This window comes from Pseudomonas sp. nanlin1 (assembly GCF_045571515.1).
Taxonomy (GTDB): Bacteria; Pseudomonadota; Gammaproteobacteria; order Pseudomonadales; family Pseudomonadaceae; genus Aquipseudomonas.
Window position 1 is genome coordinate 4,697,482 of record NZ_CP124218.1, and the last position, 26,430, is coordinate 4,723,911.

The 26,430-nt window shown below is 61.3% G+C and carries 27 protein-coding genes and 1 riboswitch; of the genes, 11 read left to right on the plus strand and 16 right to left on the minus strand.

The window, feature by feature from the left end; all coding sequences use genetic code 11:
- Nucleotides 1-66: 66 nt before the first annotated feature.
- Both QCL65_RS21700 and QCL65_RS21705 read right to left on the minus strand, forming a co-directional pair.
- Entirely contained in the window at nucleotides 67-264 is a 198-nt protein-coding gene (locus tag QCL65_RS21700; RefSeq protein ID WP_407312454.1) for a YbdD/YjiX family protein, read from the minus strand.
- Nucleotides 254-2,323, minus strand: a complete 2,070-nt coding sequence (locus QCL65_RS21705) for a carbon starvation CstA family protein (protein ID WP_407312456.1) — start codon at nucleotides 2,321-2,323, stop codon at nucleotides 254-256. The genes QCL65_RS21700 and QCL65_RS21705 overlap by 11 nt, the downstream gene beginning before the upstream one ends.
- 161 nt (nucleotides 2,324-2,484) lie before the next feature.
- On the opposite strand from QCL65_RS21705, the gene QCL65_RS21710 reads away from it, so the two are divergent.
- Nucleotides 2,485-2,946 carry a methyltransferase family protein gene (locus tag QCL65_RS21710; protein WP_407312458.1) on the plus strand — a complete coding sequence of 154 codons (462 nt, stop codon included), beginning with the start codon at nucleotides 2,485-2,487 and terminating at the stop codon, nucleotides 2,944-2,946.
- Nucleotides 2,947-2,988: 42 nt separating this feature from the next.
- Nucleotides 2,989-3,357, plus strand: coding sequence for a PilZ domain-containing protein (locus QCL65_RS21715; protein ID WP_407312460.1), 369 nt, complete (start codon nucleotides 2,989-2,991; stop codon nucleotides 3,355-3,357).
- Between the two features lies 1 nt (nucleotide 3,358).
- Here the strand turns inward: QCL65_RS21715 and QCL65_RS21720 are convergent, their stop codons facing one another.
- Nucleotides 3,359-4,048, minus strand: coding sequence for an HAD-IA family hydrolase (locus QCL65_RS21720; protein ID WP_407312462.1), 690 nt, complete (start codon nucleotides 4,046-4,048; stop codon nucleotides 3,359-3,361).
- A gap of 231 nt (nucleotides 4,049-4,279) precedes the next feature.
- Here QCL65_RS21720 and vapB point away from each other — a divergent pair, with 231 nt between their 5' ends.
- Nucleotides 4,280-4,510 carry a type II toxin-antitoxin system VapB family antitoxin gene (gene vapB / locus QCL65_RS21725; protein WP_407312464.1) on the plus strand — a complete coding sequence of 77 codons (231 nt, stop codon included), beginning with the start codon at nucleotides 4,280-4,282 and terminating at the stop codon, nucleotides 4,508-4,510.
- 155 nt (nucleotides 4,511-4,665) lie between these two features.
- Here vapB and QCL65_RS21730 read toward each other — a convergent pair whose 3' ends face one another.
- Both QCL65_RS21730 and radA read right to left on the minus strand, forming a co-directional pair.
- Entirely contained in the window at nucleotides 4,666-4,950 is a 285-nt protein-coding gene (locus QCL65_RS21730; RefSeq protein ID WP_407312466.1) for a DUF6124 family protein, read from the minus strand.
- Between the two features lie 444 nt (nucleotides 4,951-5,394).
- Nucleotides 5,395-6,762, minus strand: a complete 1,368-nt coding sequence (gene radA, locus QCL65_RS21735; protein ID WP_407312468.1) for a DNA repair protein RadA — start codon at nucleotides 6,760-6,762, stop codon at nucleotides 5,395-5,397.
- Nucleotides 6,763-6,935: 173 nt separating this feature from the next.
- Here radA and mscL point away from each other — a divergent pair, with 173 nt between their 5' ends.
- The gene (gene mscL, locus QCL65_RS21740; protein WP_407312470.1) at nucleotides 6,936-7,346 is read left to right on the plus strand and encodes a large-conductance mechanosensitive channel protein MscL; all 411 of its coding nucleotides are present in this window, start codon (nucleotides 6,936-6,938) and stop codon (nucleotides 7,344-7,346) included.
- A gap of 76 nt (nucleotides 7,347-7,422) precedes the next feature.
- On the opposite strand, the gene QCL65_RS21745 is transcribed toward mscL, so the two are convergent.
- Nucleotides 7,423-8,199 carry a ferredoxin--NADP reductase gene (locus QCL65_RS21745; RefSeq protein ID WP_407312472.1) on the minus strand — a complete coding sequence of 259 codons (777 nt, stop codon included), beginning with the start codon at nucleotides 8,197-8,199 and terminating at the stop codon, nucleotides 7,423-7,425.
- A gap of 146 nt (nucleotides 8,200-8,345) precedes the next feature.
- Between QCL65_RS21745 and QCL65_RS21750 the strand changes: the two genes are divergently transcribed.
- Nucleotides 8,346-9,470, plus strand: coding sequence for a methyltransferase (locus QCL65_RS21750; protein WP_407312474.1), 1,125 nt, complete (start codon nucleotides 8,346-8,348; stop codon nucleotides 9,468-9,470).
- A gap of 4 nt (nucleotides 9,471-9,474) precedes the next feature.
- On the opposite strand, the gene QCL65_RS21755 is transcribed toward QCL65_RS21750, so the two are convergent.
- From QCL65_RS21755 to QCL65_RS21770, 4 genes are all read right to left on the minus strand, one after another.
- Nucleotides 9,475-10,839, minus strand: coding sequence for a DUF1329 domain-containing protein (locus tag QCL65_RS21755; protein WP_407312476.1), 1,365 nt, complete (start codon nucleotides 10,837-10,839; stop codon nucleotides 9,475-9,477).
- A 10-nt stretch (nucleotides 10,840-10,849) separates the two neighbouring features.
- Entirely contained in the window at nucleotides 10,850-12,679 is a 1,830-nt protein-coding gene (locus QCL65_RS21760) for a DUF1302 domain-containing protein (RefSeq protein ID WP_407312478.1), read from the minus strand.
- Nucleotides 12,680-12,808: 129 nt separating this feature from the next.
- A complete protein-coding gene (locus QCL65_RS21765; protein WP_407312481.1) occupies nucleotides 12,809-14,488 on the minus strand; it encodes a fatty acid--CoA ligase in 1,680 nt (559 codons plus the stop codon).
- A 51-nt stretch (nucleotides 14,489-14,539) separates the two neighbouring features.
- The gene (locus QCL65_RS21770) at nucleotides 14,540-15,172 is read right to left on the minus strand and encodes a LysE family translocator (RefSeq protein ID WP_407312483.1); all 633 of its coding nucleotides are present in this window, start codon (nucleotides 15,170-15,172) and stop codon (nucleotides 14,540-14,542) included.
- A 110-nt stretch (nucleotides 15,173-15,282) separates the two neighbouring features.
- Here QCL65_RS21770 and QCL65_RS21775 point away from each other — a divergent pair, with 110 nt between their 5' ends.
- The 3 genes from QCL65_RS21775 to QCL65_RS21785 all read left to right on the plus strand — a co-directional run bounded on the left by QCL65_RS21775 (nucleotide 15,283) and on the right by QCL65_RS21785 (nucleotide 18,117).
- A complete protein-coding gene (locus QCL65_RS21775; RefSeq protein WP_407312485.1) occupies nucleotides 15,283-16,248 on the plus strand; it encodes a 2-hydroxyacid dehydrogenase in 966 nt (321 codons plus the stop codon).
- A gap of 33 nt (nucleotides 16,249-16,281) precedes the next feature.
- The gene (locus QCL65_RS21780; protein WP_407312487.1) at nucleotides 16,282-17,280 is read left to right on the plus strand and encodes a methyltransferase; all 999 of its coding nucleotides are present in this window, start codon (nucleotides 16,282-16,284) and stop codon (nucleotides 17,278-17,280) included.
- Nucleotides 17,281-17,318: 38 nt separating this feature from the next.
- Nucleotides 17,319-17,440: riboswitch (yybP-ykoY riboswitch) on the plus strand.
- Nucleotides 17,441-17,529: 89 nt separating this feature from the next.
- The gene (locus tag QCL65_RS21785; RefSeq protein ID WP_407312489.1) at nucleotides 17,530-18,117 is read left to right on the plus strand and encodes a TMEM165/GDT1 family protein; all 588 of its coding nucleotides are present in this window, start codon (nucleotides 17,530-17,532) and stop codon (nucleotides 18,115-18,117) included.
- A 76-nt stretch (nucleotides 18,118-18,193) separates the two neighbouring features.
- Here QCL65_RS21785 and QCL65_RS21790 read toward each other — a convergent pair whose 3' ends face one another.
- The 4 genes from QCL65_RS21790 to QCL65_RS21805 form a co-directional block, all read right to left on the minus strand.
- Nucleotides 18,194-19,000 (minus strand): M48 family metallopeptidase, encoded by an 807-nt coding sequence (locus tag QCL65_RS21790; protein ID WP_407316977.1) that lies wholly within the window; start codon nucleotides 18,998-19,000, stop codon nucleotides 18,194-18,196.
- A gap of 102 nt (nucleotides 19,001-19,102) precedes the next feature.
- On the minus strand, nucleotides 19,103-19,723 hold the full coding sequence (locus tag QCL65_RS21795; protein WP_407312491.1) for an SOS response-associated peptidase: 621 nt from the start codon (nucleotides 19,721-19,723) through the stop codon (nucleotides 19,103-19,105).
- 30 nt (nucleotides 19,724-19,753) lie between these two features.
- Nucleotides 19,754-20,014: a putative signal transducing protein gene (locus QCL65_RS21800; protein ID WP_407312493.1), complete on the minus strand. Its 261-nt coding sequence runs from the start codon at nucleotides 20,012-20,014 to the stop codon at nucleotides 19,754-19,756.
- Complete coding sequence (locus QCL65_RS21805) at nucleotides 20,014-20,196, minus strand: CPXCG motif-containing cysteine-rich protein (protein WP_407316979.1); 183 nt, start codon at nucleotides 20,194-20,196, stop codon at nucleotides 20,014-20,016. The genes QCL65_RS21800 and QCL65_RS21805 overlap by 1 nt, the downstream gene beginning before the upstream one ends.
- Before the next feature lie 103 nt (nucleotides 20,197-20,299).
- Between QCL65_RS21805 and QCL65_RS21810 the strand changes: the two genes are divergently transcribed.
- Nucleotides 20,300-21,463: a 1-acyl-sn-glycerol-3-phosphate acyltransferase gene (locus QCL65_RS21810; RefSeq protein ID WP_407312495.1), complete on the plus strand. Its 1,164-nt coding sequence runs from the start codon at nucleotides 20,300-20,302 to the stop codon at nucleotides 21,461-21,463.
- 134 nt (nucleotides 21,464-21,597) lie between these two features.
- Nucleotides 21,598-21,804 carry a hypothetical protein gene (locus QCL65_RS21815; RefSeq protein WP_407312497.1) on the plus strand — a complete coding sequence of 69 codons (207 nt, stop codon included), beginning with the start codon at nucleotides 21,598-21,600 and terminating at the stop codon, nucleotides 21,802-21,804.
- A gap of 3 nt (nucleotides 21,805-21,807) precedes the next feature.
- Here the strand turns inward: QCL65_RS21815 and QCL65_RS21820 are convergent, their stop codons facing one another.
- Both QCL65_RS21820 and quiC read right to left on the minus strand, forming a co-directional pair.
- Entirely contained in the window at nucleotides 21,808-22,479 is a 672-nt protein-coding gene (locus tag QCL65_RS21820) for a TetR/AcrR family transcriptional regulator (protein WP_407312499.1), read from the minus strand.
- 85 nt (nucleotides 22,480-22,564) lie between these two features.
- Nucleotides 22,565-24,475 carry a 3-dehydroshikimate dehydratase QuiC gene (gene quiC, locus QCL65_RS21825; protein WP_407312501.1) on the minus strand — a complete coding sequence of 637 codons (1,911 nt, stop codon included), beginning with the start codon at nucleotides 24,473-24,475 and terminating at the stop codon, nucleotides 22,565-22,567.
- Between the two features lie 590 nt (nucleotides 24,476-25,065).
- Here quiC and QCL65_RS21830 point away from each other — a divergent pair.
- Nucleotides 25,066-26,346, plus strand: a complete 1,281-nt coding sequence (locus QCL65_RS21830) for an MFS transporter (RefSeq protein WP_407316981.1) — start codon at nucleotides 25,066-25,068, stop codon at nucleotides 26,344-26,346.
- Nucleotides 26,347-26,430 lie beyond the last annotated feature (84 nt).

Consider the following 26,430-nt stretch of genomic DNA (forward strand, 5'->3'; position numbering starts at 1 on the left):
TTTTGGGGGCTGGAATAGATCGGGGGCAAGCAGCACGCTGCTTGCCCCCGATGGGCTAACCGGCCGTCAACAACATTTCGGCCCGCCCTTGCCGCCGTAACGGGCTTCTTGGCGTTCGCGGAAGAACGCCTCGTAATCCATCATCGGCTTATCGGGGTGTTTAGTCTGCATGTGGCTCACGTAGTTATCGTAGTCCGGCATGCCGACCATGAGCCGTGCCGCCTGGCCCAGGTATTTACCGAGTTGGCTCAGGTCATTGAACATCGGGCAGCGCCTCGTAGGGGGCTTCTTTGTCGGACCGCTCTTTCTTGCCCCAGGCCGCTACGCCGACCTTCAGGGCAAAGAACAGGATGCTGAACACGACGCACAGGAACAACACGGTCAAGGTGGCGTTGGTGTAGGCATTGAAGATCACGTGCTGCATTTGCTCCACGCTTTTGGCCGGGGCCAATACCTGCCCCTGGGCCAGGGCATCGCTGTACTTGCGGGCCAGGGCCAGAAAACCAATGGCCGGGTTGGCATCGAACAGCTTGATAAAGCCGGCCGTGGTGGTGCAGATCAGCAGCCACACCGCAGGCAACAGAGTGACCCAAATGTAGCGCTGGCGCTTCATCTTGATCAGCACCACTGTGCCGAGCATCAGCGCGATACCGGCCAGCATCTGGTTAGAGATACCGAACAGCGGCCACAAGGTGTTGATGCCGCCCAGAGGGTCGATCACCCCTTGGTACAGCAGGTAACCCCACAGAGCCACGCATCCGGCAGTGCCGATCATGTTCGCGGTCCAGGACTCGGTGCGCTTGAGGGCCGGTACAAAAGTACCTAGCAGGTCCTGCAGCATAAAACGCCCGGCACGGGTGCCGGCGTCCACCGCCGTCAGAATGAACAGCGCCTCGAACAGGATCGCGAAGTGGTACCAGAACGCCATGGTGTTCTCACCCGGCAATACTTGGTGGAGGATCTGCGCGATCCCCACGGCCAGGGTGGGGGCACCCCCGGCGCGGGCCAGGATGGTGGTCTCACCGATATCATGGGCCACCGCCTGGAGCGCTTCGGGAGTAATGGCAAAGCCCCAACTGCTGACGGTGGTCGCCACCGACACCACGTCGCTGCCGACCACGGCCGCCGGGCTGTTCATAGCGAAGTAGACGCCCGGCTCGATTACCGAGGCAGCCACCATGGCCATGATCGCGACGAACGACTCCATCAGCATGCCACCGTAGCCGATGTACCGCGCGTTGGTTTCGTTGTCGAGCAGCTTGGGGGTGGTGCCCGAAGAGATCAGCGCATGGAACCCCGATACGGCGCCGCAGGCGATGGTGATGAACAGAAAGGGGAACAGACCGCCCTTCCACACCGGGCCCGTGCCGTCGGTGAATTGGGTCAATGCGGGCATTTTCAGGTCGGGCATGGTCACCAGAATACCGATGGCCAGCGCGATGATCGTACCGATCTTAAGGAAGGTCGACAGGTAGTCGCGCGGCGCCAGCACCAGCCAGACCGGCAGCACTGCGGCAACGAAACCGTAGCCAATGAGCATCCAGGTGATCTGCAGGCCGGTAAAGGTAAAGGCCTTGGCCCACACCGGGTCTGCGGCGATCTGCCCGCCGACGTAGATGGACAGCAACAGCAAAACCACGCCAATCAGGGAGATCTCGCCAATGCGACCCGGGCGGATATAGCGCATGTACACGCCCATGAACATCGCGATGGGAATGGTCGCCATCACGGTGAAAATCCCCCAGGGGCTCTCCGCCAACGCCTTGACCACGATCAACGCCAGCACCGCGAGGATGATGATCATGATCAGGAAACAACCGAACAGTGCGATGGTGCCGGGGATACGCCCCATCTCCTCACGCACCATGTCGCCCAAAGAGCGACCGTTGCGCCGGGTCGACAGGAACAGCACCATGAAGTCCTGTACCGCACCGGCCAGCACGACGCCCGCGATCAGCCACAGGGTGCCGGGCAGATAACCCATTTGCGCGGCGAGCACGGGCCCAACAAGTGGACCTGCCCCAGCGATCGCTGCGAAATGGTGGCCGAAAAGGATGTGCTTGTTGGTCGGGACGTAGTCCAGGCCGTCGTTGTTGACCACGGCCGGGGTCGCCCGCCGAGGGTCCAACTGCATCACATGGGTGGCGATGAATAGGCTGTAGTAACGATAGGCAACCAAATAGATGGCAACCGCCGCGACTACGATCCATAACGCGTTGATCGCTTCGCCCCGGCGCAGAGCCACTACGCCCAAGGCAAACGCTCCTACAACCGCTAGCACCAGCCACGGAACGTGGCGGGCCAAGCTATTATTATTTTTCATTTTTTTATTCCAGCAGGGTGGATATCGATGTTGGCCCTATCGAGTCTAGCGCCATTTACACCAACAGCCACCCCCACGTTGGTCTAGAGCCTTCGCTTAAGGCTGGAACGTCGCTTTTTCAGCGCGGTCGCAACAGGTAAGCCCTCTGATGGAAAGTCCCTATGCCGTCTCCTCCGGCCAAAGCGGCCCTCCCGCCTCCCGTGCTCTACGTGACCTGCATGGCCATAGCCATGATCCTCAGCCAGGTCGTCCCCCTGCCCCTTCCAAGCAACAGCTGGACACAAGCCTGCGGCTTTGCCGCCATCATCATCGGCCAGGGGCTGTCCTTCTGGGCCATGCTACGTTTCCGGCGCCAGCACACCACGGCCAGTAATTTCAACGCGCCGGACGAACTGCTTCAGGATGGCCCCTTCGCGGTTTCTCGAAACCCTATCAACCTGGGCGACACCCTCGCCTATGTCGGCATCGCAGGGCTACTGGCAGATATATGGCCATGGCTACTGCTGCCAATATTGCTGTACTTGATGAACTGGTTGGTGATTCGCCCGGACGAGAGGCAACTCAATGAGTTATTTGGGGAAACTTATCGTCAGTATTGTCGACGGGTTCGCCGTTGGCTTTAAGCCAGTACGCTATAGTCAGGTATACCTAGAGGGTTTTCCGACATGACTGAACAAGCACAAGAACGGCGCCGCTTTCAACGCTTCCCTTTCGATGCCGGCACCGAACTGAGCCAGGGCGACCAGGACTGGACGGTCAAGCTGGTCGACCTGTCGCTCAAGGGCGTGCTGATCGAGCGGCCCAAGCCCTGGGACGGCGACGAGAGCAAGCCCTTCACCATTCACATTCATCTGAGCACCAGCGATGACGTGGTCATGGAAGTCAAACTGGCCCATGACGATCACGAACAACTGGGCTTCGAGTGCAAGCACATTGGCCTGGACTCCATCGCGCACCTCAAGCGCTTCGTCGAGCTGAACAGCGGCGACCCCGACGAGATGAGCCGGGAGCTATCCGCTCTGGTACAGGACTGAGTCAGGCCATTTCCGGCAGGCCCCAGGGGCTCGCTTGAAATTGTGGCAGGCTTTCGATGATCAAATCGGCATGGGTGTAACGGTCGCGGCTCATGGCCGAGTCCGGTACAGCAATGGCCACCATGCCAGCGGCCTTAGCAGCCGTGACGCCGAAGGGCGAGTCCTCGAACACCAGACAGTCCTTGGGCTCCACCCCCAGCCGTCGGGCTGCGGTCAAGAAGATGTCCGGGGCAGGTTTGGCCGCCTTAACCTCGGGGTCGTCCGCCGTGACGATGGTGTCGAACAGGGCAAACCAGTCCCGGTGCAGAGTGGTCTTGAGGGCGAAATGGCCACTGCCAGAGCTGGTGCCCACCGCAATCGGCACCCCCGCCGCTTTCAAGTGCCGCACCAGGGCTTCAGCCCCCGCCATGGCAGCGGCCTTGGGAAAGCGCTCGGCCATAAGCGGCGCACGGGCCTCGATAAACTCATCGGGGGTGATGGGCAAATCCAGCGTCTCGACGATATAGCGCGACAAATCCGCAGCGCCCAAGCCAATGGTGTTCTGCTTGACACTCCAGTCGAACGTACGGCCATAACGCTCAGCAATGATCTGCGTCACCTCGGTGTAGATGCCTTCGGTGTCCAGCAACAGGCCGTCCATATCGAAAATAACGGCCTTGACCAGGCCTAAGCCCTGTTTCACTTCACCCATGGGGCATGCTCCTTGGTCGATAAGGCACGGCGGTGCAGCCGCCGCAATGCGAACAGTTCGCAGAGTGAAGCTATTGGGGCTGGGCTGCAAGGGCGTGTGAGCCCGGACCGCTCAAAATCTATCTGGGGTAGATGAAAAAGCTAAGGGGACTTCAGATACAGCTGCCTGCACGTACAGAGGTCGACCCACGTTGATATATTGCAAGGGTCAAGCACAGGCAGGAGTGACGTTATGCGCAAGGTATCAATTTTTAAGAGCGGCAAGAATCAAGCTATCCGCTTTCCTATCGACATGGCTTATGAGGATGTCGGGGAGCTGGAGATTACACGTATCGGCGACACGATCACCCTACGCCCGGTGCGCCCGGGTTGGCTGTCGCTGGCTGAGTTGCCAAAGGCTGACGTGGACTTTCTTCAAGGGCGTCCGAGCGTCATCAGCGATGAATGCAGTTCGCGTCTATGACCACATACATGCTTTAGCAGTTGTGCCATGCGCCTATCCGGCGGCCATGGCACACACATCCAAGCTCGATATTGAGCGTGCAAGCTCCGACATTCGCTACCAAATGAGGCGTATGCGCAATGCCTGCCTCGCTCAGCGGTCAGTTTATGCCCATGCTAGACCGATGATAGGCTCAGCCCAGCAATAGAAGCCTCAACCAACGCCCTGGCCACCTCGATCTGGTGCACCACCGCGCGCGCCAAGGGGCGGAACTCCAGGGCGATGTTATCCGCCGTTTCATAGGCCGTAGCGGCGGCGCAGCTTAGGTGTTCGCAGGCTTGCTCCAGGGCCTCGTCCACGCGAAAACCCTCGCGTACGTTGAACAGGGGGTTGTCGCCGAGGTTGTAGCCGAAAGGTTGGTGCTGGGTGAGATAGGGCGGGTGCGGGGTCGACTTGACCATGGTGGGGCTCCTTTTGCGGTTAAAGCCGGCAGTATCGCGACTAAACGATAGGTGGCGGCTGTACGCAGGTTAGTCGACCGGGGCAAAAGGCAAACCCGGCAGGGCCGAAGCCCTCCCGCGCACAGCCACCATGAGCACCACAACGTACGAGATACGTGTAATGAGATGGAGCGCTATGCGCCTTTGCCGACGGGCGACTAAACCCGGTCGCTGGCTGTGGCAGCGACGACCGAAGGTTAGCCGTGGCAATAGGCAGGCACAAGCGGCAGCGGAGGATAGCGTGAAGAAACAGAAACGTCCTACAAGAAACGTCTGATTCAACCCTTTTATGCCCCCTGCCCAAACCAATCGTAGGAGGGGGCTTGCCCCCGATCTCTTCGCGTTTTTACGCAAATCGGGTGGGCATTTGAAAAGATCGGGGCCAAGGCCCCTCCTACGCGGGTTTTATTCGAACAGCGCATCCAGCGCCTGTTCCAGGCGGGTTACCGCGATTACCTGCAGGCCTGGTGGGGACTCCTTGGGGGCGTTGCCTTTGGGCACGATGGCGCGCTTGAAGCCGTGTTTGGCGGCCTCCTTCAGGCGCTCTTGGCCGCTGGGCACCGGGCGTACTTCGCCAGACAAGCCCACTTCGCCGAACACCAGCAAGTCATGGGGCAGCGGGCGGTTACGCAAGCTGGACATCACCGCGGCCATCAAGGCCAGGTCCGATGCAGTTTCCAGCACTTTGACCCCGCCCACCACGTTGAGGAATACGTCCTGGTCGTGGGTCGGGATGCCGCCGTGGCGGTGCAGGACCGCCAGCAGCATGGCCAAACGGTTCTGATCCAGGCCCAGGGTGACTCGACGCGGGTTGGCCAGGTGGCTGTCGTCGACCAACGCTTGCACTTCGACCAGCATGGGCCGGGTGCCTTCCCACGTGGCCATGACCACGCTGCCAGGGACTTCTTCCTGCGCACGGGTCAGAAAGATCGCAGATGGATTGGACACCTCCTTCAAGCCGCGATCGGTCATGCCGAACACGCCAAGCTCGTTGATCGCACCGAAACGGTTTTTCACCGCCCGCAGCAAGCGCAAGCGGCCGTCGGACTCACCTTCGAAATACAGCACGGTGTCGACCATGTGCTCCAATACCCGCGGCCCGGCCAGGGCGCCTTCCTTGGTGACGTGGCCGACCAGGAAGATCGCCGTGCCGCTCTGTTTGGCGTAGCGCACCAGCAAGGCCGCACTCTCGCGCACTTGGGACACGCCACCGGGCGCCGATTGCAGATTTTCGGTGAAGATGGTCTGAATGGAGTCGATCACCATGACCTTGGGCTGCTCAACACGCGCGGTGGCAATGATCGCTTCAATACAGGTTTCGGTCATGACTTTGAGCTTGTCCTGGGGCAGCCCCAAGCGCCGGGCGCGCATGGCCACTTGCTGCTGGGACTCCTCACCAGTGACGTACAGCGCCGGCATGCGTGTGGCCAGGTTGCACAAGGTCTGTAACAGGATGGTCGACTTGCCGATGCCAGGGTCGCCGCCAATCAGCACCACCGAGCCGTCGACCAGGCCCCCGCCCAGCACGCGGTCCAGTTCACCGGACGCCGTGGAAAAGCGCGGAACTTCCTCAACGCTGACCTCGGCCAGGGTCTTGATTTGCGCCTGCTGCCCAGCCCAGCCGGTACGCCCACTGGGAGGCGCCGCCGCGCCGCTTTCGATGACGGTTTCGACCAGGGTATTCCAGGCGCCGCATTCGCCGCATTGCCCAGCCCACTTGGGAAACGTGGCGCCGCACTCGGTGCAGCCGTACAAGCGCTTTGCCTTGGCCATATGAATTCCTGCTGTGCAAAACCGCCATGATAGCGGAGCGCGGCCCACACCGGGCTTGTAGATCCGACAAAACTATTCGCGATGACCTGGGTCTTTTGCTAGGGCCAAGGGCATAAAGCCCGCAGCTGACTTAAACTGCGTTGACCAACCTCATCTGATACAAGGAACCCCCAATGAGCGTGCTAAGTGAATTCAAGGCCTTTGCGGTCAAAGGCAATGTAGTCGACATGGCCGTTGGTATTATCATCGGCGCAGCGTTCGGCAAAATCGTTTCGTCTTTCGTCGGTGACGTGGTCATGCCGCCCTTGGGGCTGCTGATCGGCGGGGTCGACTTCAGTGACCTGGCCATTACCCTCAAGGCCGCCCAGGGCGATGCTCCGGCGGTGCTGTTGGCCTACGGCAAGTTCATTCAAACGGTGATCGACTTCGTGATTGTGGCCTTCGCCATTTTCATGGGTGTGAAAGTGATCAACCGCTTGCGTAAACAGGAAGAAAAGAAACCCGCACCAGCTGCCCCGAGCAAAGAGCAGGTCTTGCTGGGCGAGATCCGCGACTTACTCAAAGAGCAAAACAACAAGGTCTAGCCGATCGGCCGGCCCCCCGCCACGGTCGCCTTGCGCGGCCACTGGGGGCCAGGCGGCCCAGCGCGCGCCCTGCTCCCTACCAGTAATTTTCCACTGCCACTTGGCCCGGCTTGCGGCTCAAGCTCAGGCGCATGTCACGGGTTTTCAGCAATTGGCGGGTGTCGTCGATCATCTGTGGGTTGCCACAGATCATCACCCGGGAATGCTCGGGCGACAGTTCCAAGCCAGCGACTTGTTCCAGTCGGCCATCCTCGATCAGTTGGGTAATTCGCCCGCGTAACGCGCCGGGGTAGTCCTCACGGGTGACCACGGGGATAAACTGCAATTTACCGGCATATTCCTGCAGATATTCGCGCTGTTCCAGGCCCGCCACCAGGTCCGTGTAGGCCAGCTCGGCGCCCTCGCGCACGCTGTAGACCAGCTTGATGGTCCTGAACCGCTCCCACACCTCGAAGTCTTGCAAGATGGAGAGAAACGGTGCCACCCCGGTACCGGTGGACAGCAGCCACAGGTCGCGACCGTCGGTGAAACGGTCCAGGGTCAGAAAGCCGGTGGCCTGTTTTTCGATCAGCAAGGTGTCGCCCACGCGCAAACGGCTGAGCTCGCTGGTGAATTCCCCCCCCGGTACGACAATGGAAAAAAACTCGAGAAATTCATCATGGGGCGACGACACCAAGGAGTAAGCGCGCCACACCACGCTGCCGTCGGCCTTGGTCACCCCAAGGCGGGCGAACTGCCCTGCGACGAAGCGAAAGCCCGCATCCCGGGTGGTGCGCAAGGTAAACAAACTAGGGGTGAGGGTTTGTACATCTAGCAAGGTTTGCCGAGTAAATTTGTCTGCGCTGGCGGTCATGGCGCGCTCCGTCGTATCGATTTAGCGCCTAGTGTCCCGCAAAGCCCCGCCGATAAACACTGTCGGTTTGTAATGGCATCGCCAGCGAAGCCCGGAAAAACCCCGTAGAATCACCGGCCTTAGCCGTTTTTCAGTGTTTGCCGCCCATGCCTGTGCTCACCTCGCCCTTCGCCGAACTCGACCTGATCCGCCAACCCGACCAGCCTAACGAACCGCTGCAAGCCTTCGATGCGGCAGATGAGTACCTGCTCAAGCACTTCGCCGAACAACAGCTGCCGACCAGCACGCGGGTGTTGGTGCTCAATGACAGCTTCGGCGCCTTGGCTATTAGCTTGCTCGGGGCCGCCCAGGTGGTCAGCAGCGGTGATTCGTACCTCGCCCGCCAGGGCCTGGAGAAAAACCTGGCGCGCAACGGCCTACCCTTCGATGCGCTGCCGTTCGTGCCCGCTAACGAAAGCTGGCACGGCCCATTCGATTATGTGCTCGTTCGCGTCCCCAAGACCCTGGCGTTGCTGGAGGAACAACTGATTCGCCTGCAGTGCCTGCTCGCCGAAGGCACGCCCGTGGTGGCCGCAGGCATGGTCAAGCACCTGCCCCACGCCGCAGGCGATCTTCTGCAACGCTACATCGGCCCGATGCAAGCGTCGCTGGCGGTGAAAAAGGCGCGCCTGCTGGTAGCGCGTTACCAGCCCGGCCCGGCTGCGGCATCGCCCTACCCCAGCCGCTACCGCCTGGAGCAACCGCCACTGGAATTGCTCAACCACGCCAATGTGTTTTGCCGCGAGGGCCTGGACATCGGCACCCGCGCGTTTCTCCCACACCTGCCGCAGAACCTGGGCAGCGCGCGGGTGGCCGATTTAGGCTGTGGCAATGGTGTGTTGGGTATTGTCAGCGCGTTGGCCAACCCGGATGCCCATTACACCTTGGTGGACGAGTCCTACATGGCGGTGCAATCAGCCCGGGACAACTGGCAGGCGGCCTGCGTGGGGCGTTCGGCGACCTTTCAGGCCGGCGATGGCCTGGCGGCGCAGCCGGCGCAATCCCTCGACGTCGTGCTGTGCAACCCGCCCTTTCACCAGCAGCAGGTGGTGGGCGACTTCCTCGCCTGGCGCATGTTCCAGCAGGCCCGCGAAGCGCTGGTGGTCGGTGGCGCGCTGTACATCGTCGGCAACCGCCATTTGGGTTACCACAGCAAGTTGGCGCGCTTGTTTCGCGGGGTGGAACAGGTGGCCGCCACGCCGAAATTCGTGGTACTCAAAGCGCGTAAGTAACGCCCTAGCGCACGCCTTCCTGGCGTAGCGCCGCCGGGGTGAACTCGCTGGTGCTGGCGCTGAAACCGAACACGTAGGCCTGCTTCTCTTCGTTTTTCATGCCCAGGGCCACGTAGCGCCCCGATTGCAGATCGTACAGCGTCTCCAGGGCATACCAGGGCACTTGCACATTGTAATAGTTAAGGGCGTGGGCTTCGGCCACCCGCCACAATTGGCCACGGCCATCGTAGTGGTCGATGACGGCCGCCTGCCAGGTGTCTTCGTCGAAGTAAAAATCACGCTTGGCATAAATGTGCCGCTGGCCAGGCTTCAGGGTGGCTACCACGTGCCAGACTCGGCGCAGTTCGTAGCGCGTCAAGTCTTGGTTGATATGACCCGGCTTGATGATGTCAGCGTATTTGAGGCTGGGTGAATCGAGCCGGTGGCTGTTGGCGGCGATGTACATCTCCTGCTTGCCCACTAAGGCCCAGTCGTAACGGTCGGGCGCGCCGTTGAACAGGTCGAGGTTGTCCGAGGTGCGCAAACCGTCGGCCGCCGTACCGGGGCTGTCGTAGGCCGCTTGTGGGGCCCGCCGGACGCGGCGCTGGCCAGCGTTATAGAGCCAGGCCGAGCGCGGTTCGGCGACTTGGTCGAGGGTTTCATGCACCAGTAGCACGTTACCGGCCAAACGCGCCGGTGCGGTCACGCTCTGCTTGAAATACACCAGGACGTTGCCGGGGTGCGCGGGGTCGAAGTCTTTCATTTTGTCGCGAAAGACAAATTCTTCGTAGAGCGAAACCAGGCTGTAGGCGCCATTGGCCTGGGGCGTCGCCTGGGTGACCCAGCGTTTGACGCTGCCGCCGCGATAGCGAGTGATGTGGTTCCACACCGCTTCGAGCCCGTTCTGCGGGATCGGAAACGGCACGGCGCTGCGAAAGCCGCTCAAACCGTTGCCGTCACTGACCAGCCGGGCCTGGGTGGCGTTGTCCTTGATAGCGGCAAATACCTCGTCGGGCACCGTAGCACCGCGGTGGGACGGGTACACCGGCATTTTGAAGGTGTCAGGGTAGCGCTGCAGCATCGCCACCTGGCCTGGAGCCAGCTTGCTTTGATACTGCGCCAGGTTTTGCGCGGTGATGGTAAACAAGGGCTTTTCGCCGGCGTAAGGGTCACTGAGAAACCCTCGCTCATCCACCCGCCCTGCGCTGCTTGGCTGCGGACTCCACGCGGGTATCGAGCCGTCGGCGTTCGCGGCTTTTTCCGCGCCCATGGGCGTCAGGCTGCTGCCCAGCCTGGCAGCATCGCTAGCGCAGACAGCCGCCACCGCGCCATTGGCAAGCGCTAACAGGCCGAGGGCTGCCAAGTGCAGTAACGTCTTGTGGATCATCATGGTCAGCGCCCTAGAAATTCACCCCGAAGCTCAAGGACATAAAGTCCCGGTCGCTCACGGTGCTGTACTTACCGTCGAAAAAGTTGGTGTACGACAGGCTCGCGGTATAGGTGTTCTGGTACTCCGCATCCAGGCCCAGGCTGACGGCTTTACGGCCCTCTTCGAAGTTGCCGCCCGGGCTGGGTGAATAGCCTTTGACGTCGTGGGACCAAGCCACGTTGGGCCGGAGATTGACCCCGGCGAACACGCTGTTGTAGTCCCAGATCGCGCGGGCGCGGTAGCCCCAGGAATTGGCAGTGGTGAAGCCGTCGTTTTCGCAATAACGGCTGGCATTGTTCTGCGCCGCACCGGCCAAGGCGCCTTGGTTGAGCGCGGCACACTGGCCATTGGGCAAAGGCCCGGGGCCATAGTTGGCGTCGCGGCCATAGCGCAGTTTCGACGGGCTTTCGAGCCCGCCGACATGGGTCCAGCCGACCTCGCCGACCAGGGTCAGGCGCTCGGCGCCCATGACTTGGTCGAAGAAGTGGGTCAGGCTGGTTTGCAACTGAGTGATTTCTTTGCGCCGGTAACCGGTCTGGTCCTGGCCTGGGGTACCAACCAACTGCGAGACGTTGTTCACCAGTGGCGATAGCCCGGAAAAGAGGATATCCGTGGTGTTGATCTGCACCGGGGCATTGGGCCGGTAACTGATCTCGCCGTTCCAGGCCGTGCCACTGGGCAAGGTGGTGGCAAAGCTCAGGCCGTAGAGCTGGATGTCCTCGGGGTACTCCACGTAATAACTGGAGTTGCCCGCCACCAGCAGGGCATTGCTGCCGGGCGCGGAAAAGATCGCCTGCGGCGCAGCGGTGCCGCTGAACATGGGCAGCCGGCTGTGGTAATTCATGAAGTAGGCACCGAATTCGGTGTCTAGCGGGTCGTACAGGTAGCGCAACGCCGCCCCGAACTGGCCACTGTCACGGGCATCGCGGTCGCCGCTACGGCGCACCAACACGCCTTCCTGATTGATATCGACCCCGGCGTTGCGCAACCCGGCCAGGGTCGCGGCGGGCAACCGGGAGGCCGAGCTGAGCACGCGCAAGTTGCCGTTGCAGCCATCGGCGACGGTGTCGGTGGGGGAGAAAAATGTCCCGCAGTTGTCAGCGACAGTCTGGTCCCACTCCAACTGATAAAAAGCTTCGGCCGAGAGGTTATCGGTCAGGCTTTGCGACAGGTAAAACATGTTGACTGGAATCAAGCCCTCCTTCACCTCGGCGCCCGGCCGGCGAAAGGCCGACACGTCGATGGGGTTGATCGAGTTGATACCGCCCTGGATGAACGTGCTCTCGCCCCAGCTCACCACTTGCTTACCCAGGCGCACCGAGCCCGGTAGGTCGGCGATGCTGTAGTTGTGGTAAATGAAGGCGTCGAGAATCTGCCCGCCCGAGGCCTGGGCCCCCTCTTTGCGTCCCGAATCGCTGATGTCCTTGAACGGCCGGCCCTCGTCTTTGAGCTCGAAGTCGTACCAATAACGGCCGCGGATGAACACCCCGGTGTCGCCGTACTTCAATTCGAGGTCGTGCAGGCCCTTGAAGATTTTCGAAAAGGTTTCGCCCTTCTTGAAGTTTTGCCGACCGTCGTCAGACGTCTGCGCCAAGCCCCTGCCGCCGCTGTTGGCGCCGATCAGGTTCTTGTCTGGGTTGGCCGTCGACCAACTGGCGCCCACCGACAGTGAGGAGTCGAACTGCGCTTCGATCTCACCGACATTGAAACTGACCGCCCAAGCAGGGCCGGCCAGTGACGAGGCAAGCCCGACGGCAAGCGGCAAGCGCGCCTTGCGCCAAGGCCGGGTGGGTGAAGTCATCAACACTACTCCGTGAATATTTGTTGTCAGGCGCCATCGCCCGCGCCGGGGGGCGGCGTAAAGTGCGCTGAATGTACCTGATTCGACACCAAGACGCTCCCCGCGCCTGGCCCGCCCCCCGCGCGCGACTCAGACCGGCGACAGGCTAGGGCTGTTATCGGCCTGCCATTGCAAAATCTCCAACCGGATACGCTTTTTATCCAGTTTGCCGACACTGGTTTTGGGAATCTCCGTGACCCAGGCGACTTGGGTAGGGATTGCCCATTTGTTGATCTGCCCCTGCGCTACGTAGGGTTGCAGGTGGTCTTTGAGCCCTTGGCCATCCAGGCTCTGGCCCTCGCGCAAAACCAGCAGTGCGACCGGCCGTTCGCCCCATTGCGGGTCGGGCATGCCGACCACCGCCACCTCGCGAATGGCGGGGTGCTGGCTGATCAGGCTTTCCAGGGCCAGGGACGACACCCACTCGCCGCCGGTCTTGATCACGTCTTTGATACGGTCACGAATATCCACCACGCCCATGCTGTCGAGGGTCGCGACATCACCGGTGTGCATCCAGCCACCCTGCCACAACTCGGCGCCTTTCTCGGGCTCGCGGTAATAGCCCTGCGTGAGCCAAGGGGCGCGCAATACCAATTCGCCCTGGGTGCTGCCATCGGCCGGAAGAAAGCGCCCTTCGGCGTCGACGATAGCGGTTTCCACCAAGGGCACGGGCACGCCGGCCTTGATGCGATAGGCCACCTGTTGTTGCGGGTCAGCCGCCAATAGTTCGTCGTTCAGGTGAGCGCAGGCAATCATTGGGCAGGTTTCTGACAGGCCGTAGGCTGCGGTCAGTTGAATGCCACGGGCCAAGGCCGCGTCATACAGGGCGCGGTTAAGGGCACTGCCGCCGATAACGATCTTCCAGCCGGCGAAATCCAATGACGCCCCCGCCGGGCAGTTCAGCAGCATCTGCAGGATCGTCGGCACGCAGTGGGAGAACGTGACGTTTTCGCTCTGCCAAAGCTTGATCAGCATGTCCGGCTCGTAGCGCCCTGGGTAGACCTGTTTGATCCCCAGCATAGTGGCCACATAGGGGATGCCCCAGGCATGCACGTGGAACATCGGCGTGATGGGCATGTACACATCGTCGCTGCCCAATAGCCGCACGCTGTCGATACCGCCCAGGGCCGAGGCTTCGGCAAGGGTGTGCAAAACCAGCTGCCGATGGGTGAAATAAACGCCCTTGGGGTTGCCGGTGGTGCCTGTGGTGTAGAACAAGGTCGCCACGGAGTTTTCGTCGAAATCGGCGAACTCGTAATGGGGGCTGGCGCGGGCCAACAGATCTTCGTACTCACCAACCCGCCCAGGCAGGTCACCGCTGTGGCCTGGCTCGTCGGTCAGCAGCAGGGTTTTCTCCACCGTTTCCAGTTGCCCGGCGATGCTTTGATAAAGGCCGATGAAGTCGCTGTTCACCAGCACGAAGCGGTCTTGGGCGTGGTTCATGGTGTAGAGGATCTGCTCGGGCGAGAGCCGCACGTTGACCGTGTGAATGATCGCGCCCAGCATGGGGATGGCGAACATGCATTCCAGGTAGCGGTGGCTGTCCCAGTCCATCACCGCCACCGTATCCCCCGGCCTGACCCCGGCGCTGCTGAGGGCGTTGGCCAGGCGGGCGATACGTTCAGACAACACCAGGTAGCTGTAGCGCATTTGGTCGCGATAGACGATTTCGCGGGTTTTCTCGTAGCGCTTGCCAGACAGCAACAGGCGTTTGATCAGCAGGGGGTAATGGTACGCCCCGGCGGCCGGCGCAATCACACGGGTGTGCATGGTGAAGCCCTTTTTGAGTGAGTGAATGCCCGGCGGTGCGGGCCGTGGAGGTCATTTCATTTGAGTAAAGGCTATCTTCACGCCCAGAGCTATCAACACCGCGCCCATGGCCCGGTCGAACCAATGGCCCATGCGGGTGAAGCCGGCACGTACCCTGGCTTGGCTGAACAGCAATGCCACCAGACAGAACCAGAAAGCGGTCGCAAAGGCCAGATAGGCGCCGTAGGCTGCCTGCACCAGCAACGGCGTGTGGGGGTTGATCACCACGGTGAACAGTGACAGGAAAAACAGCGTGGCTTTGGGGTTCAGCCCGTTGGTCATAAAGCCCGCCACATAAGCGCTGCGGGCGCTGCGCTGGGCCATGGCGGTCTCCACCGCAGCGCTGTCCGCGGGGTCTGCCGCACGCGCGCGCAACGCTTTGAAACCGATATACAGCAGGTAGGCCGCGGCCAACCATTTCAAGACGTTGAACAACAGGATGGACTGCGACACGATCAAGCCGATGCCCAGCAACGAATAGCCTACATGGAGAAAGATCGCCGAACCCACCCCCAGCGCCGTCCAGGTGCCTGCGCGGCGGCCATGGGCGACGCTCTCGCGCACCACCACGGCAAAATCAGGGCCCGGGCTGGCCACGGCCAGCAGGTGAATGAGCGCGACCGTGAAAAATTCCGTCCAGTACATTGTGACCTCCCAAGTTCAAGACGCTACCTTACCCTTCAGCCCTGATGGACGACAGCTACAATCAGGCGTGAATCTTCCACGCGCTTCGCCCCCTTTCCCCAGGAGCCACCATGCCTCAGACCCGCCGCGCCGCGTTCCTCGATTACAGCTCGCTGGACCTCGGCGACCTTAACCCCAGCACATTGCAAGGAAGTTTCGATGACTTGCAACTGTACCCCAGCACGCTGCCGGAGCAAGTGGTCGAGCGCCTGCAGGGGGTCAGCGTGGCCATCAGCAATAAGGTCCAGCTGGGGGCCGACACCTTTAAGGCCTGTCCCGATCTGAAGCTGGTATTGGTATCCGCCACGGGCACCAATAACATCGACTTGGCCGCCGCCCGCGAGTACGGCGTGGTGGTCAGCAATTGCCAAGGCTATGGCACCCCTTCGGTAGCCCAACATACGCTGATGCTGCTGTTGGCCCTGGCCACGCGTTTACCGGACTACCAACAAGCCGTGGCCCAGGGGCAGTGGCAACGGGCAGCGCAGTTCTGCCTGCTGGACTTTCCCATCGTCGAGCTGGCCGGCAAAACCCTTGGGGTGCTCGGCCATGGCGAACTGGGCAGCGCCGTAGCCCGCTTGGCCGAAGCCTTCGGCATGCGCGTGCTGCTGGGCCAATTACCCGGGCGCCCGGCGCGTACCGACCGTTTACCGCTGGCGCAATTACTGCCCCAGGTCGACGCCCTGACCCTGCACTGCCCGCTGAACGAGCACACTCGCCAGATGATCGGCGCGGCGCAATTGGCCTTGCTCAAGCCCACTGCGTTGGTAATCAACACTGCACGCGGCGGGCTGATCGACGAACAGGCCCTGGCCGATGCATTGCGCAGCGGGCATCTGGGCGGCGCCGCCACTGACGTGCTGAGCCAGGAGCCACCGGTTGACGGTAACCCGCTGCTGGCCGCCGATGTGCCCCGGCTGATCATCACGCCGCACAACGCTTGGGGCAGCCGCGAGGCGCGGCAACGGATCATCGGCCAGCTAGCCGAGAACGCTCAGCAGTTTTTCGCCGGCAGCCCGTGCCGGGTCGTGGGGTGATGATAAACTCCGGGCTTTTTTCAGGAGCCCGTCATGGACCCGCGCAGTGAAGTATTGCTTCGGCAGGCCGAGTTATTCCAAGGGCCCGTGTTGCTGGCGGGCTTGCCGGCGGACGACCTCCTCAGCCAGTTGCCCCAGGCCTGTGGCTGGAGCTGGCACGCAGGCGAGCATGCCGCGCTGGAGGGGCGCTTTGCCGGCCGTTGCCATTTCGGTGTAGAGCCGCCTGCCGTGGAGTTCGACGCGGCCGTGGTGTTTTTGCCCAAGTCGCGGGACTTGGCCAATTACCTGCTGCACGCCTTGGCCGCTCGCCTGGGGGGTCGGCGAATTTTTCTAGTGGGGGAGAAACGCGGGGGCATCGAAGGTGCCGCGCGGCAGCTCAATGCCCTGGGCCCCGCGCGCAAGCTGGACAGCGCACGCCACTGCCAACTCTGGCAGGTGACGGTGGATACCCCACCCGTGGCGCCCGTTCTGGAAAGCCTGGCACAACGCTTTGTGGTGCCTCTGCCAGAGGGTGATCTGAGTGTAATCAGCTTGCCAGGGGTGTTCAGCCACGGCCGCCTCGACCGTGGCAGCGCCTTGCTGCTTGAACAACTCGACGGCCTGGCTGGCGGCCATCTATTGGATTTCGGTTGCGGTGCCGGTGTACTCGGCGCGGCGCTCAAACGTCGTTACCCCGATAGCCAACTGACGCTACTGGATGTCGACGCGTTTGCAGCGGCCAGCAGCCGCCTGACCCTGGCCGCAAACGGCCTGCAGGCGGATGTCATCGTAGGCGACGGTATCGACGCCGCGCCCTTGGAGCTGGACGTGATCTTGAGCAACCCGCCATTCCACACCGGGGTGCACACGGACTACACCGCCTCGGAAAACATGCTGCGAAAAGCACGCCAACACCTGAAAAAAGGCGGTGAACTGCGCATTGTGGCAAATAGCTTTCTGCGCTATCAACCGCTGATCGAAGAGCACTTCGGCCCCTGCCGAGTACGTGCCGAAGGCCAGGGCTTCAAGATCTACCAAGCAAAAAGGAAATGAAACTTTGCTTGCCGAAAACGCTCCGCCTAGGCAGAATCCGCTCCGTCCTAGGGGAGTAGTCTCCCGCGAGCCATCTAGCTCGCACGGCGCACGTCAACATACTTGGCCCCCAGGCCATGGCGCGCGCGACCTGTAGGCCCGCACAGACGGGCCCCGGGTTTGACAAGACCTATGACACGCACACCTTACCCGGGGCGGGAAGGCTGTACGTGTCATAGCCGTGTCGACCCGCCCCCTACAGGTACCCTGATGTTGGAATCCCTTCTTATCCCCACAGCTGTCGTGGCGCTCGCAGAGATTGGCGACAAAACCCAATTGCTCGCGCTGGTGTTGGCTGCGCGCTTTCGCAAGCCCTGGCCGATCATCGCCGGCATCGTCGCCGCCACCTTGGCCAACCACGCCGCGGCGGGTGCAGTAGGCGCCTGGTTCAGTACCTTTTTCTCTGACGCAGTGCTGCACTGGATTCTCGCCGCGAGCTTCGCCGCCACGGCCCTGTGGACCCTGGTTCCGGATAAGCTGGACGACGAGGATGCCAGTACCGCCAGACGCTTCGGGCCTTTTCTCACCACGCTGATAGCGTTCTTCCTGGCGGAAATCGGCGACAAAACCCAGATCGCCACGGTGATGCTGGCCGCGCAATACCCGCACTTGTGGCTGGTGATCATTGGCACCACCGTGGGGATGTTGCTGGCGAACGTGCCGGTGGTATTGGCCGGTAACTTTGCCGCTGAAAAACTGCCCCTCACCATGATTCGCCGTTTGGCCGCGGCGGCGTTTTTTGTGTTGGCGTTTGTGGCGGTGTACAGGGCGATGCAGGTCAGCGGGTGGGTGGGTTAGGGTTGACGCGGTAAGATCAACAGATCGGGGGCAAGCGGAACGCCGCCCGGCCCCCTCATACATCACCGAAGGTTTATCAGGATTTCTTAGACTGCTGATACAACGGCATCACCTTGGGAATAGCCGCCTGCAGCGCGGCGATTCGGCTGGTGGAAGCCGGGTGGGTGCTCATGAACTCTGGCTGGCCGCCGCCACCGGACGCTGCGCTCATCTTGTTCCACAAGGTGATCGCGGCATTCGGGTTGTAACCACCGCGGGCCGCCAGCTCGAGGCCCAGCAGGTCTGCCTCGTTTTCGTTGCTGCGGCTATTGGGCAGGGTCAGGCTGTACTGCACCACAGTGTCGGCCAACGCCAGGCTATCCTGGCCCACCCCCAGCAGCGCCCCGGCGCCCTGGCGCGCCAGCTGTACGCCATATGCCTTGGACATCGCTTCGCGGCCATGCTCGCGCAGTGCATGGGCAATCTCATGGCCCATCACGGCCGCGATTTCATCGTCGCTGAGTTTCAGTTGGTCGATCAACCCGGTGTAGACAATAATCTTGCCCCCAGGCCCGCAATTGGCGTTGAGTTCGTCGCTCTTGATCAGGTTCACTTCCCACTTCCACTGCGCGGAATCCGGGCGCAGGGTCGGGGCTTGGGCGATCAAACGGTCGGCGATTTTTTGCACCCGCTTGGCCTCGGCGCTGGTTTTGTCGAGCACGTTTTTGCTCTGGGCCTCACCCAACGTTTTTTGATACGACTGCGCGTACATGTTGTTCACCTCATCGGTCGACAACATGCTGAACATATATTGCTTACGCTCAACACCCACCGCGCCCGCGCTGGTGGTGTTCACCGCCTGGCAGCCCGCCAGCAGCAGGCTGGCACTCAGCGCGGACACCATCAAAGTCAACTTGCCCATTACCCAACTCCGTGAAAATCTTCGTCGCTATCCTAGGCGGCGCGGCGCCAATACGCTACCGACTTTATGTCAGGGTCGACACACTCAGGCAGGCGTCAGGCATTCGGGGGCATTGAGTTTGGGATCGTTGACCAGGTTGGCCAGCGGGCGCTCGCGCAAGGCCGCTTGCGGGCCGGCGAGCAACGATTGCAGCACCGGCAACGGGGTGTCTGGGTCAAGCCAAGCCCGCTGGCCCGCCGCATCGAGGATCAACGGCCGACGTTGGTTGGCCGCCGCTTGGGTCACCACCGCGGTGCTGAGCCAGGTGTGGCCTTGCACTGGATAAGCCTCCCAAACGGCGGCAAAAAACAGCGCCGAGCCCTCGCCCGGAGTCAACCAGTACGGCTGCTTACGCACGCTGCCACGCCATTCGTAAAAGCCGTTGGCCGGTAACAGGCAGCGGCGCAGGCGCAGGGCTTCGCGAAACATCGGTTGTTCGGCGATGGTTTCGGCGCGGGCATGGGCTGGGGTACGCGACAGGTCGGTGAGCCAGGCTGGGGTCAAGCCCCAGCGCGCCGCCGCCAAGGTGGCCTGGCCGGCTTCTTGCCGCTGGATCAGCACCGTATCGCCGGGGGAGATATTCCATTGCGCTTTCTGCTCGGCCGGGAACCCCGGCAAGGCCGCAAATGCGGGCGACCAACGAAACAGCGCATAGCGTCCACACATCAGACAAACAACTCTATAAAGGGGCGGGTTTCAGCACAACAGTACGCCGGGATAGCTGTCAGGCTCTTCGCTGAACATCGGCAACGCGGCATTGTACTCGGCGATCAACTGCCGTGCCGCCTCAGCGTGCTCGTTGTCCACGCATACGCCCAGTAGGCCCATGGCCGGTAGCTCGCCCATGCCGCCCACCAGGTCACGGCCACTCAAATGCGCGGCGATGCCCTCGCTGTCGAGCATGGCCAGCAGCAATTCAGCCTCCATCAGGCTGCCCGGCTCATACACACGGCGCATTATTCGTTCTCACTGCGCACCTGCAGCGACCAGTGTTCGCCGTCGGTATTCAAAGTGAACTCGATGGGCCGGCAACAGACTGTGCAGTCTTCGATATACACTTGGTCCCCGCCTGACAAGTCGACCTGTGCCTCGTTGGGCTCACCACAGTAGGGGCAGTGGTAGCGTTCGCTTTCCAGCATCATCACGGTGTCTCCAGTGACTTGTGCGTATAATGGCGGGCCTAGTTCAGGTGGCTTTTATACACCTGCCTTAACCCCTAGCCGTTTCCAATAAGAGAGCATGATGGGCGAATTCGATGCCATCCGACCCTACGACGACGCCGAGGTGCCTGCCGTACTGGCACGCCTGCTCAGCGACAAGGCGTTTCTCGATATCCTCACCCACTTCCGTTTCCCCCGCCAGGCCGCCACATTGGGCTGGCTGCTCAAGCCTCTTATCGCGCGGCGGCTGCGCCGCGAGTTCAAGCACGTCAACAGCGTAGCGACGCTGCAAGACAAGGTGGAGTTCTATGTCGACCACACCATCGAGCGCGCCACTGACGGTGTGACCTACACCGGCGTCGAGCAGTTCAAGTCGGGCAGTGCGTACCTGTTTTTCGCCAACCACCGCGACATCGTGATGGACCCGGCCTTCGTCAACTATGCGGTATATCACGCCGGGCTGCCTACGCCACGTATTGCCATCGGTGACAACCTGCTGCAGAAGCCCTTCGTCAGCGACCTAATGCGTTTGAACAAGAGCTTTATCGTGCACCGCTCCATCGCTGGCCGTCGGGAAAAGCTGGCGGCGTATCAGTTGCTGTCTGCGTACATCAACCACTCGATCCGCAACGATTGCGCCTCGATCTGGATCGCCCAGGCCGAGGGCCGCGCCAAAGACGGTGATGACCGCACCGATTCGGCGATCCTCAAGATGTTCCACATGAGCCGCAAAGACGAGCCATTTGGCGCGGTCATTCAGTCGCTGAACCTCACGCCCGTGTCGATCAGCTACGAGTACGACCCGTGCGACCAGGCCAAGGCGCGGGAAATGTATATCCGTGCGACCACCGGCACCTACGCCAAGGCCCCAGGCGAAGATGACGTGAGCATTGCTCAAGGCATCACCGGTTATAAGGGCCGGGTGCACGTGAATTTCGCCGCCCCCATCGCCACCGCGTTCGAAGACACCAAGCTCTTGGCGGTAGAAATCGACAAGCAGATCCTCGCCGGCTACCGCCTATTCCCGGTGCACTACCTGGCGTACGCGCAGTGGGCTGAAGCCGACCCGCGCCTGCAGGTGCCCACCGCTGCCGAAGTCTTCCCGGCTGACGAGCTGCAAAAAGCCGAAGCCGAGTGGCAGCGCCGATTGCACGCATGCCCAGCGCCACAACGCCCCTTCCTGGTGCTGCAGTACGCGACGCCGGTGCGTAACCAGTACCGGGTCAAGGCCGGCTTACCCATGTAACAGCCTGAAACAGTCCGGCCAGTCCCGCTGGCCGGGCCTGCGTCCAAGGTTAATTTCCTACGTCACACGCTCGTCACATAAACAGGCCAGTCTTTTGCATCTCGCAACTGCTACCCCTAGTGACGGAGCCAGTCATGCTGCATGCGCAAAACCAGGATCGCCTCTATTTGATCGCGCCCAGCGACGAGCAAGAAGCGCTGATCGACGCCCTCGCCTTCAATGTTCAGGATCGCCATTGGGTGGTCTACTGCGCACTCGGCGGCCACCAACACAACGACTGGCCGGACCTGGACTCCAACACCGGAATCAGCATGCTCAGCTTCTACGCTGAAGCGGCCTAGCGGTCACGGCTTGAGAAAGCGCGTCAGCGACTCGCACAGCATGTCCCGGTGATGGGCTTTGAGTTGCGGGTCGGCAAAGTCCACCTGGAAGATCTCACCGAACGTGTGCTGGTTCGACACCCGATAAAAACAGAATGAGTTGATCAACAAGTGCACGTCGAGCGCGGTCAGGCCTGGGCGGAACACGCCCTGATCGGCGCCACGGCGCAACAATTCGTCCAACGCGTTGAGCACGGTGGTGTTCATGGAGCGAATGGCGCTGGACTGCTTGATGAACTCGCCTTTATGCATGTTCTCGTTGCACACGATGCGCACGAAGCCAACATTGCGGTCGTGGTGATCAAAGCAAAACTCCACCAACCGGCGAATGCCTTCCAAAGGCTCCAGCTCTTCCAAATGCAGGTTGCTTTCGGTGCCGCGAATGTCGCCGTAGAGCTTTTCCAACACTTCGACGTAGAGCTGCTCCTTGCTATTGAAGTAGTAGTAGATCATGCGTTTGGAGGTATGGGTGCGCTCGGCGATCGCGTCGACGCGCGCCCCCGCCAGACCTTGCTCGACGAACTCGTTGACCGCCGCCTGCAAAATGTCTTCGCGGGTTTTCTCGGGGTTGTTCTTGCGGCTCTTGCGTGGTTCTGGGACGGGCTCCACGGGGGCCTGTAGCTTTGTTGTTGTCATGGTGGGCTCACGGCCGGGGAACAGTGGCAATTATGCGGCGGGCGCGGCCCCCATGGGAAGCGCCCGCCCGCAGGCCTGCCCACTTTTACAGTTTGGCGTGGCGAACACCGCCCGCCCGGGCCTTGGCCATCGCGGACAGGCGCACGGCGACGTTGGCCGCGCCATAGCCGGCGTAACCGCCACGGCGCTGCAATATCTCGAAAAAGAAGCGGTCTTCGAACGGCTCGGTATAGACATGAAAGAGCTCGCCGCCATTGGCATCGCGGTCGTACAGCACGTTGAAGTAGGCCAACTCACTGAGGAATTCTTCGTCGAAATCGAAGCGCGCCGCCAGGTCGTCATAATAGTTGAGTGGGATATCCAGCAACGCCACACCGGCATCCTTGGCCTTACTGACGGCGGCAAAGATATCGTCGCAGTCGAAGGCGATATGGTGCACGCCTGAGCCCCGGTACGTGGACAACGCATGGGAAATAGCCGTGTTGCGATTTTCCGAAACGTTCAGCGGCAAGCGGATGGTGCTGCACCGGCTGCGCACCGCGCGGCTTTTCACCAAGCCATAGGGGTCGGGCAGGACCACTTCATCGTCAGCCTTGAAGTCCAGCACGGTCTTATAGAACAGCACCCAGCTGTCCAGCGTGTCCGGCGGGATAGCCATGGCCATGTGGTCGATGGACTTGAGAATGCCTGCATCGCCCACCTGGGCATTCAGGCTGAAGTCCGTTTCATACAGGGTCGGGCCGTCACCGACCTGATCGACCAGGTAGATCAAGCTGCCATCCAGCGCACGCACCGCCGCCAGCTCGCGTTCGTTGGGGCCCACCAGCCCGCGGAACGGCTGGGCTTTGAAGGCGACCGCGCGCTCCAGGGCCTTGCTGCTGTCTTCGACGCGAATCGCCGTGGCGCAGAGGGACGGGCCATGGGACTCGAAGAAGTTATGGGCGAAGGAATAGGGCTCGGAATTGAGGATCAGGTTGATGTCACCCTGGCGCAATAGGGTCACGCTTTTGGAACGGTGCTGCCCAGCTTTGCGGAAACCTAACTGCTCGAGCTGATGGGCCAACTTGGCGCCCAGCGCCTCGTCGACGGCGAACTCAAGGAACTCGATACCTTGGTATTTTTCCACCGGGGCAGCGCTGAACAAGATGTCCAGGTTGGCGGGAGGAGTGGCCTGCTGTTCGAGCAACTGGCGGGTTTTTTCCTCAAGGTACAGCAGCGAGCGCAGGCCATCGGCGGCGTTGGCCCGCGGCGGCGCGGCGCGGAAGCCGTCGTTGAAAATTTCCAGAGACAACGGCCCGGTGTAGCCCGACTGGATGATCGGCGCCAGGAACCCCGGCAGGTCGAACTCACCCTGCCCCGGGAAGCAGCGAAAATGCCGGCTCCACTCCAGCACGTCCATGGCCAGCACGGGGGCGTCGGCCATTTGCACGAAGAAGATTTTGTCACCGGGGATCTGCGCGATGGCGGCAGGGTCGCCTTTCAGGGAAAGGGTATGGAAGCTGTCCAGCAACACCCCCAGCGCCGGGTGGTCCGCTTGGCGGACGATGTTCCACACCTGTTGATAGGTGTTCACATGGCGGCCCCAGGCCAGCGCCTCATAGCCAATGCGCAGGCCGCGCTTGCCGGCGCGCTCGGCGAGCTGGCGCAGGTCATCGATAATCACTGGCTCATCGCCGGTGGAGTCGACCGCAGTGGTGCTGCACACCAGCACCAGGTCGGTGCCCAGCTCTTGCATCAGGTCGAACTTGCGCTCGGCCCGGTCGAAATTGCGTGGCATCCGCGCGCGCGGGCCGCCTTCGAAGTCGCGAAAAGGCTGGAACAACGTGATCGCTATGCCCAGGTCGGCGCACATTTGCCTGATTTCCCGAGGGCTACCGTCGTAGTACAGAAGGTCATTCTCGAAAATCTCGACGCCGTCAAAGCCGGCCGCGGCAATGGCTTCGAGTTTTTCCGGCAAAGTACCGCTAAGGGAAACGGTGGCAATCGAACGCTGCATGTTCAGCTCCATCAGACCACGCAGGGCGCCAACCGAAAAGGCGCTCGCCTACATGAATAATTCTTGGATATAAGGATTTATACCGCAAAACGAAGCGTACCAACCAGTTAGTTTTGCGTTCGATAATCGCCCATATTACCTCCCGCTCGATTGACGGCCCGGCGCCCATTGCTCAACATCAACCTACATTGAAGCGCTTCATTTGGCTAAAAGCCAGGTGCTAGACGCTGCCCTTGGCTCATCGAGCCAGCGTTGGCCCCATAAGAATTTCAAGAATCAGGTAAATGCTCATGCTAAAACTCCACACTAATGCCCTGCACTCCGTCCCCTTCCGATCCAGTCGCTTATAACCGCCTGACCTGGATTACACTGCCCGCCTGCGGCAGCCCCTGGCTTAACTCTACGCTTAGCCCCAACGGCCAGGCCAGTTAAACCTCGCCTTTAAAAAGGCGCAAGGCACCGCATACGCACAAGTCTACTACCCGCCTACAACGGGTAGCGAAAATGGATGGCCACCTATGTCACACCCTCCTAGCACTGCCCTGCCCCAGCAAGACACAACGCCACAACACCCCGGTCAACATGCCAGCATGGGCGACAAGATCCGTGGCGCCATGGCCGTGGGCAAGACCCGTTGGGGCATGCTTGCCCTGGTGTTTTTCGCCACCACCCTGAACTACATCGACCGTGCTGCCCTGGGCGTGATGCAGCCGATCCTGGCCAAAGAGATGAGTTGGACGGCGATGGACTACGCCAATATCAACTTCTGGTTTCAGGTGGGCTATGCCATCGGCTTCCTGCTGCAAGGCCGGTTGATTGACAAAATCGGCGTTAAACGGGTGTTTTTCGCCGCCGTGTTGCTCTGGAGCGTGGCTACTGGCGCCCACGGCCTGGCCACCTCGGCCGTGGGCTTTATGGTCTGCCGCTTTGTTCTGGGGCTGACCGAAGCGGCCAACTACCCGGCCTGCGTGAAGACCACGCGCCTGTGGTTCCCAGCGGGCGAACGCGCCGTGGCTACGGGTATCTTCAACGCGGGCACCAATGTCGGGGCGATGCTGACCCCCATGCTGCTGCCGTTGATCTTGACGGTGTGGGGCTGGCAGATGGCATTTCTGGCCATGGGCTTTTTGGGCCTGACCTGGGTCGTACTCTGGGGGCTCAAGTACTACAACCCTGAAGACCACCCGCGCCTGAAGAAAAGCGAGTTGGACTACATCCAGCAAGAAGTCGAACCTGCGCAAACTCGCGTACCGTTCCACCGGATCCTACGCATGCGCGGCACCTGGGCCTTCGCCCTGGCCTACTCAATCACCGCGCCGGTGTTCTGGTTCTACCTGTACTGGCTGCCGCCCTTTCTCAACCAGCAGTACGAACTGGGCATCAACGTTACGCAGATGGGCATTCCGCTGATCATCATCTACCTGAGCGCTGACTTCGGCAGCGTCAGTGGTGGGGTCTTGTCCTCGTTTTTGATCGGCCGTGGCATGCAAGCCGTCAAGGCGCGCCTGCTGTCGATGCTGGTGTTCGCCGTAACTATTATCAGTGTGGTGTTCGCCGCAGGCGCCGCCAGCCTGTGGATCGCAGTGCTGGCCATTTCCCTGGCGATCGCCGCGCACCAGGCCTGGACGGCGAACATCTGGAGCGTGGTGATGGACTACACGCCCAAGCATATGATGAGCACGGTATTCGGTTTCGGCGGTATGTGTGCAGCGGTAGGTGGGATGTTCATGACCCAGTTGGTCGGCCATATTCTGACGCTGACCCACAACAACTACACTGTGTTATTCCTGATGATTCCCGCGATGTACTTCATCGCGTTGATCTGGCTGTACCTGATGGCGCCACGCAAGGTGCCGGACCTGGCCGATTAAGCGCAGCACATTCGATAGAACAGCAGCGTCTCGCCGGGGTCAGGTTAGAAAGGGCCGTACACTGCCCCGGCGCGCCCACGCTAT